This window comes from Pararhodobacter oceanensis, assembly GCF_003076755.1.
Taxonomy (GTDB): domain Bacteria; phylum Pseudomonadota; class Alphaproteobacteria; order Rhodobacterales; family Rhodobacteraceae; genus Pararhodobacter; species Pararhodobacter oceanensis.
In genome coordinates, this window is record NZ_QDKM01000001.1 from 978,104 (window position 1) to 985,695 (window position 7,592).

Genomic DNA, 7,592 nt, shown 5'->3' on the forward strand with positions numbered 1-7,592 from the left:
CTAATATATTAGTTACATAGCACGGTCAACCGCTGTAACACTGAGAGGATCGAAATCAGGCGGCGGCGCCTCCGTGTGATTGTTTTCAAAGGGAAAAGAATGAGCACCTCCATCAAAACCGCGACAGAACTGGTTGAGCATTCACGGCTTAAGGACAAAATGTCCTCGACGGCGGGCCCGATTTACGACGACCTGAGGCAACGCATCCTGTCGCTGGACCTTCCGCCCGGAACGCATCTGCTGCGCAATCAACTGGCCGCAGAATACCGCGTCAGCCAGACGCCGCTGCGTGATGCCCTGCAACGGTTGCAGAGGGACGATCTGGTCCAGATACTTCCTCAATCCAGCACATCAGTGACACGGATAAATATCCCCAAGATCCACGAGGCGTATTTCCTAAGAGTTGCCCTCGAAACAGAAGTTGTGCGGCATCTCGCCAGTCACGACGCATCAGAGCTTGTCGGTCGCGCCCGCTCGGTCATCGATTTGCAGCGGGCGATCGCAAAGGAACCGGGCCAGCTGCGCCTGTTTCAAGAGATCGACGAGCTTTTCCACCAGATGCTGTTTGAAGCGGCCGGCCACCGGAGCCTTCATCTCTTGATCAGGTCGCAATCGGGCCATCTGGATCGGGTGCGGCGCCTGCAAATCCACTCGGAGATGAAAATCGCGTCTATCCTTGCGGGTCACGACGATATCCTTAAGGCGATCGAGACCAGCGACGAGGCTGCCGCGATGACAGCACTCCGCGACCACCTGCGCAAATCCCCCCAATGGCTCGACGATATTCGCGCCGGGCACGAGGATTACTTCGAATAAGGTAGCGCAGATCGGCGTGGCTTTTGATGCCATGCGGAGAAAGGTTGCGCTTTGAGTTGATGAAAGAACACCGGCGCCCTCTCCGAGCATGGGGATTTAGTGCCGAACCGGCGCCCAATTCCGCAAGGCACTGACAAACCTAAGGGAAGGGGGCGAAGTCGCGCCTCGAACCTGAGTTACGCAACGCCGCCCCCGATAGGCTGTCAGCCGCCAACCGGCGGCATGACTTAGTAGCCGTAGTGCTTATCGTCGGCGCGCGCCTCTTCCGAGCGTTCGGAAACAGGACCATAGCCCCCGCCGCCGGGCAGCTTGAGCACAAGGCGGCGCTCGGCAGGCACGTGTTGACGCCCCTTGGTCGCCAAAACCGTGCCGTCATCCAGAAGCACCGCGCCGGGCGCCCCATTCTCACCGCCCTCGCGGCCCCGTGGCGGATGATCCACCCTGTCGAACATCGCGTTAAAGTGGAACTCATGCCCGTCACGCGCGGAAATCTCGACCACTTGACCAAGCCCGCCGCGCTGGCGGCCCAGACCACCCGAGCGTTCACGGAACTCTTTGCGCCAGAACACCACCGGACCGACCTGTTCGGTTGCCTCGATCGACATCGAATGAACCCCGCTGGGAAATGCGGTGGTGCTGAGGCCGTCGCCACTGGGTTTCGCGCCCATACCGCCGCTGTTGAACAAAAGCACCTCTGCCCGCTTGCCACCATCTTTCGGCGCCAAATCGCCAGCCAGAGGCCGCACCGAAACATGCAGGTTCCACAGCGCGCCAGAGCCTTCGGCCGGAATTTGATCGGGCAGCATTTTATGCACCGCGCCCAACACCGCATCAGGAACGAGATGCCCCAAGACGTGCCGCACCGACACCGGCGCCGGACGTTGCGCGTTCAAAATACAATCCTTCGGCGCGGTCACCCGGAACGGCTTGAGCGAGGCGTGGTTGTTCGGGATCTCGGGCGCGATCGAACATTTCATCGCGTAACAGGCATAGGCCACCGAATAGATCAGCGGACAGTTGATGCCCTTCGGGCTCGGGCCCGAGGTTCCGTCAAAGTCGATTGAAACGTGATCGTCACAAACATCCATCGTCACCACGATGTCGATTGGGCTGCCGTATCCATCGACCCGCATGGTGTTGTCGTAGCGCCCCGTCGGCAGCGCCTCGATGGCTGCCAACGTCGCCTTGCCGCTGCGATCAAAGATAAAGTCTGCCAGCCCTTCCAAATCAACAAGCGCAAACTCCTCCATCATTTCCATCAGCCTGCGGTGGCCAATCTCGTTGCAAGCGGCAAGCGAGTAAACGTCGCCGACGACCTGCTGGCTCTCGCGCACGTTGTTATGAAGCATGTTCACGAGGTCGCGGTTCACCTTGCCGCGCTCGGCAAACTTCATGATCGGAACGAAGATACCCTCTTCATAGACCTCATTGGCATCTGGCCCGAAGCCGCGCCCCCCCACATCCACGACGTGCGCCGTGCAGGCAAAGAACCCGATCAACGCCCCGTCGCGGAAACTGGGCGACACCACGGTGAAATCGTGCAGATGCCCGGTCCCCTTCCACGGGTCGTTGGTAATATAGACATCACCCTCAAAGATGTTGTCGCGGCCAATATCGTTGATGAAATGACCAACCGCTTCGGACATTGCATTGACATGGCCCGGGGTGCCGGTGACCGCCTGAGCGATCATCAACCCTTCGCGGTTGAACACCCCCGCCGACAGGTCGCCGGATTCGCGCACGCTGGTGCTGAAAGCCGTGCGGATCAATGTCACGGCCTGCTCTTCGACAACCGAGATAAGCCGGTTCCACATGATCTGCATGTGCACGTCTTGAAGGAATTTACTCATTGGACAGCTCCTTAGGATTTTGTTTTCAGCAACAGGCAACCATCCACTTGCAGGATAGCAATGCGGCTCGAGGTGACGATCGTTGTGGTTTCGCGCTCGGTGATAACCGCCGGACCTTCCACATAATCGCCGGGTTCCATGGTCGCGCGTTCGACCACCGCCGCGGTTTCAAACCGGCCAAGCTGCGCATCGAACAACTGGCGCGTTTCCAGACTTGCTGCTTCACGGAGCGGCTCTTGCGGGATGATGCGTTTGACCGGAGGAACTGTCGAAGCCGCGCGAAGTGACCAGCTGGTGATCTCGACATCGAGCCCGTCAATGGTGCGACCGAACAGCTTTTCGTAAGCAGCGTCAAAGAGTTGCCGGAAAGTCGCCCCGTCGTCTTCGGCATAATCGCGCAGCTCGATTTCAACAGGAACCTCCCAGCCCTGCCCCATATATCGCATGTGCGCCACGCATTCGATCTCAAGGGGCGCGTCACCCGCACCCTGACGCACGAAGTTTGTGGCCTCTTCTCGCAGCTCGGAAATCACTGCGTTGACCTGCGCCGGATTAAAGGCATCCAGACGGCAATATGCGCTGCGAACGGATTCAAACCCGAAGGGCGCACGGAGGAAGCCGATGGCGGAACCAACACCGGCTCCGGGCGGCACAAGCAGCGATCCAATGCCCAGTTTCTCGCAAAGCCGCGCCGCATGAAGAGGTGCCGCGCCGCCGAAAGCAATCATCGTGTGATCCGACAATTCCTTGCCGCTTTCCACGGCGTGCATCCTTGCGGCATTGCACATGTTCTCATCGACCGTTTCGGCCAGCCCATAGGCCGCGCTGGGAACGTCAATTCCGAGTTTGCTCGAGAGATCTACTTGCACCGCAGCCTCCGAGGCGGCCACGTCCAGGGTCATCGCCCCGCCTGCAAAGTTCTTGGGATCAAGTTTCCCCATGAGAAGATCGGCATCGGTCACCGTTGGCTTGTTGCCGCCAAGCCCGTAACAGGCAGGCCCGGGCTCAGACCCGGCGCTGCGCGGTCCGACGCGCAACTGGCGCAGGTTATCCACCGAAGCGATTGATCCGCCCCCGGCCCCGATCTCGACCATCTCAATAACCGGAATTGAAATCGGCATGCCTGACCCCTTCTTGAATCGATAGGATCTGGCAACTTCAAATGTCTTGGCGGTTTTAGGGACGAATTTTTCAATCAGGCAAATCTTGGCCGTGGTGCCCCCCATATCGTAGGAAACAACCTCATCGGCGCCATAGGATTGAGCTATGCTTGCGGCAAATATGGCACCACCCGCGGGACCGGATTCCAGCAACCGCACCGGAAATTGGATCGCACTTTCAACGCTAATAATCCCGCCACCGGAGTGGATCATAAAGACCGGACATTGCGTTCCCTCGGCCTGTAGACGCTCCACCAGCCGATTAAGATAAGAGGCCATGAGCGGCTTCACGAAAGCATTCGCGCAAACGGTGTTAAACCGCTGAAATTCGCGCATCTGCGGCGAAACCTCGGAAGAAATCGACACCGACAATTCAGGCGCAATACGTGACAGGCACTCCCGAACCGCGCGTTCATGCTCGGGGTTCACATAGGAATGGATTAGCCCGACAGCCACGCTTTCATAGCCTGCCGCGACAATTCTCTTGCACAGTTCTTCAAGCTCCGTCGCATCCAACGGGCGCAAAATATCGCCATCAGCGCCAATACGCTCATCCACCACGAAGCGATCCTGCCGCGCGACAAGTGGAGAGGGAAGGACGATATTCAGGTCATATTGCTCGAACCGGCTTTCGGTCCGCATTTCGATCACATCCCGAAAACCCTTGGTGGTGATAAGCGCCGTTTTCGCGCCCTCCCTTTCAATCAACGCATTGGTCGCAAGGGTCGTGCCATGAATAATGAGATCAATCTCCGACAAGGAAATGCCCGCAGATTTGGCAACTTTGTTGATCCCCTTGATAATAGCGGCTTCCGGGAACTCATAATCGGTCAGGACTTTTGTGGAATGCTGGGCTGAACCAACCTCCATCACCACATCCGTAAAGGTTCCACCGATATCAACGCCGACTTGGACGTTCTCGCCATTATGTGTCATGTTTTCTCCTTTTATACTGAATCTGCATGGTACGGCTTTCCGATCTGGATAATTCCCTGCCCCAACCCGCCCGAATGGCGATATCTCTAGCCACCCCCAAGCCAATTGAGGAAATCCCTTGCGGCGCGCGCTCTCTAATAATGTCGCGGTCGAACATCAGGTTTCCCGGTTCGACACTTGGAAGATTGCGTCAATCTCGACCGAGAAACCGCGCGGCAGACTGCCGGCGCCCAGAGCGGTCCGGGCATGCCGCCCGCGCTCGCCAAATATCTCGAGAAGCAGTTCGGAAGCCCCGTCAATCACTGCGGGATGATCGGCGAAATCCGGCGTGGCGCGCACAAAGCCGCGCAACTGCAGACAGCAGACCACGCGATCCAGATCACCATCGAGCGCATTTGCCAGCTGCGACACCAGATTGAGTGCGGCCGCACGCGCCGCCTCCTTACCCTGCTCAACCGTCAGATCCAGACCAACGACGCCTTGATGCGCATCACGCCCATCAATCCTTGGCACTTGCCCTGACAAAATGATGAGGCCATCCGCCTGCCGAAACGGCAGATAGGTGCCGCTTGGGCCCCGTAGCACTGGCAATGTAATGCCGAGTTCGGAAAGTCGGTGGGCTATTCGAGACATATCATTTCCACTTTGCTGACCTGAGATGGCATCTCTCAATGTGACTCCGAGACCCCCCCCTACGATCTCCTAGCATGTGATATCACCTCATGCAACGGAAATGAAAGAGATAGCACCTCAATTGCCGCCGCACCTGCCGACACAGTCGATCTGGCGATCTGGCGATCTGGCGATCTGGCGATCTGGCGATCTGGCGATGGTGAAAATAGTGTTTATGCCTATCAATAAAGGCGAAAACACAAGCAGCACGTCGCTTTAGCTCAGCAACGCCTAGCTGTAGTGATCACCTGCATTTCTAGAGGTGGTGATATGTGCGGACCGCCTACCTCCTGGCTCGGACAGCTTAGTTTCCCGCGCGAACTTAACCCCAGTAGATGAATTGCTTCCTAAGTGATTCGGGCCATGCAGTATCTCTCCCTGCGGAAGGGACTTCGTAGATAAGAGGAGCGACGCACATGGATATATCGTAGGCACAACAACGCAGCCCTTCGCGAGATGGCCTCTCCCCGTGAGAGCCCGCGACGCCCGGGGTTTCGTGCAATACGACCCGAAGATATTGCCTTCAGCCGGCGCCCATATGCAGTAAAGCCCCATGTCTGGCGCTACATATAGCCCCGCTCAGCCCATGTCGGCACCACCTGGGCCGTCTGCTGGCTTGCAACTCCCTTGGAATGAACGGCAAGATCCATCAGGGCACCTCCCATAGTGATGCCAACAGTTCAGTTCCCTCACCCCTCAACAGATCAGAGTGGTGCATTCGCTAGATGACTTCTCCTCTAAGTGGAGGTAGTATCTCAACGAAACGCACCACGACATGATAGGAAAATCCGTGCAAACCAGGACTTCGCGAGTTGTCTCCACCCTCCAAACACGTGTCAATGAGGAGGCTTTGGAGAGCGGAAGCAAACTCGGCACGCTCAAGGAACTCGGGGATGAATTGCAGGTTAGCCGGACAGTTATTCGCGAAGCCGTTGCCATTTTGCAGTCGCAGGGTGTCCTGGAAATGCGCCATGGTGTGGGTGTTTTCGTCGCGAATCATCCCGTTCGTGAGCACGAAAACACGATTTCGATTATGGAGAGCTTTTCCGGCTACAACGGCGATTTCATGGACTTTCTCGAGCTCCGCATGGCCTTTGAAGTCCATGCCGCTGGCCTCGCCGCGGTCAGAAAAAGCTGGGCCCAAGAAGAAGAGATCTGGAAATTTTGTCTGGCTTTTGAAGCGGGTATCGAAGAAGAAGAAGATGCTTTGGATCAGCTCGACTTCAATCTTCATGCGGCCATCGCACGCGCAACAAACAACCGCGCTTTCGTTGAGTTCTTTGACTTGATGGGCGCCAAACTCTTGCCGCAACCGACCTTGCGAAGGAAAGCCTACCCCAGCCTCATTACGCCCGACTACCTCAGCCAAACTGTCACCGAGCACCGCAAAATCTGCGAAGCAATCACAGCCGGAGACGCAGAGAAGGCGCGTGAAAGCATGAAATCACACCTCTCGCGAAGCCACCAACGCTATCGCGGTAGCAATTGATTTGAGGATGCTTCTATTGAGGGCCCCCGTTTCACCTAGCACCTAGGCAGTTCCGATTTTCGCCTTGATGAACTCGTGGAGTGAGCGCCATTTCAGACCGTTGTGAGGGTGGTCGTCGTGACCTGCCCCCCATGGGTCCCTCACTCATAACGAGAGTTTGCAGGTTTGGTTTTGATAGTTTGGGGTTCCGGATTGGGCAAGCGCGGTGGGCGCGGAGCCCTCAAATTGCTCAAGCGCCTGTCGCGCTTGCTTTGGCGTTTGGTTTCCGAGCGATGAGTGTGGCCTGATGGTGTTGTAGTCGTAGCGCCAGAGGGCCAGCTTCCGTCGCGCATCATCCAGAGTGTCGAAGATCTGCTCGTTCAGCAGCTCATCGCGCAGGCTACCATTGAACGACTCGATGAAGGCGTTCTGCTGCGGCTTGCCAGGATCGATGTAATGCCATGGAATGGCGTTCTGGTCGGCCCATCGCAGAATGGCCCGACTGGTGAACTCGGTCCCCCCCTCTCGGCAGATCTGCTTTGCAAATCGCCTGCCGGGCAACGGTTGTCGCTGACAATACAAGCGGGCTTCCCGTAAATCCGCACCAGCGCGTCCAGTTCCCGAGCGACACGCAAGCCGGAGATGCTGGTGTCTGCAATCAGGCACAAGTTCTCGCGGCTGCAGTCATCG

The 7,592-nt window shown here is 57.4% G+C and carries 5 protein-coding genes and 1 pseudogene; 2 read left to right on the plus strand and 4 right to left on the minus strand.

The window, feature by feature from the left end:
• Positions 1–99 precede the first annotated feature (99 nt).
• Entirely contained in the window at positions 100–816 is a 717-nt protein-coding gene (locus DDE20_RS04355; protein ID WP_116557175.1) for a GntR family transcriptional regulator, read from the plus strand.
• A 227-nt stretch (positions 817–1,043) separates the two neighbouring features.
• Here DDE20_RS04355 and DDE20_RS04360 read toward each other — a convergent pair whose 3' ends face one another.
• From DDE20_RS04360 to DDE20_RS04370, 3 genes are all read right to left on the minus strand, one after another.
• Positions 1,044–2,666, minus strand: coding sequence for a hydantoinase B/oxoprolinase family protein (locus tag DDE20_RS04360; RefSeq protein WP_116557176.1), 1,623 nt, complete (start codon positions 2,664–2,666; stop codon positions 1,044–1,046).
• 11 nt (positions 2,667–2,677) lie between these two features.
• Complete coding sequence (locus DDE20_RS04365) at positions 2,678–4,762, minus strand: hydantoinase/oxoprolinase family protein (RefSeq protein WP_116557177.1); 2,085 nt, start codon at positions 4,760–4,762, stop codon at positions 2,678–2,680.
• A 156-nt stretch (positions 4,763–4,918) separates the two neighbouring features.
• Positions 4,919–5,434 (minus strand): RidA family protein, encoded by a 516-nt coding sequence (locus DDE20_RS04370; RefSeq protein ID WP_240607832.1) that lies wholly within the window; start codon positions 5,432–5,434, stop codon positions 4,919–4,921.
• Positions 5,435–6,224: 790 nt separating this feature from the next.
• On the opposite strand from DDE20_RS04370, the gene DDE20_RS04375 reads away from it, so the two are divergent.
• Positions 6,225–6,923, plus strand: coding sequence for a FadR/GntR family transcriptional regulator (locus tag DDE20_RS04375; protein ID WP_116557268.1), 699 nt, complete (start codon positions 6,225–6,227; stop codon positions 6,921–6,923).
• A gap of 144 nt (positions 6,924–7,067) precedes the next feature.
• Here the strand turns inward: DDE20_RS04375 and DDE20_RS04380 are convergent.
• Positions 7,068–7,592: pseudogene (locus DDE20_RS04380) on the minus strand (integrase core domain-containing protein); the annotation flags it as partial.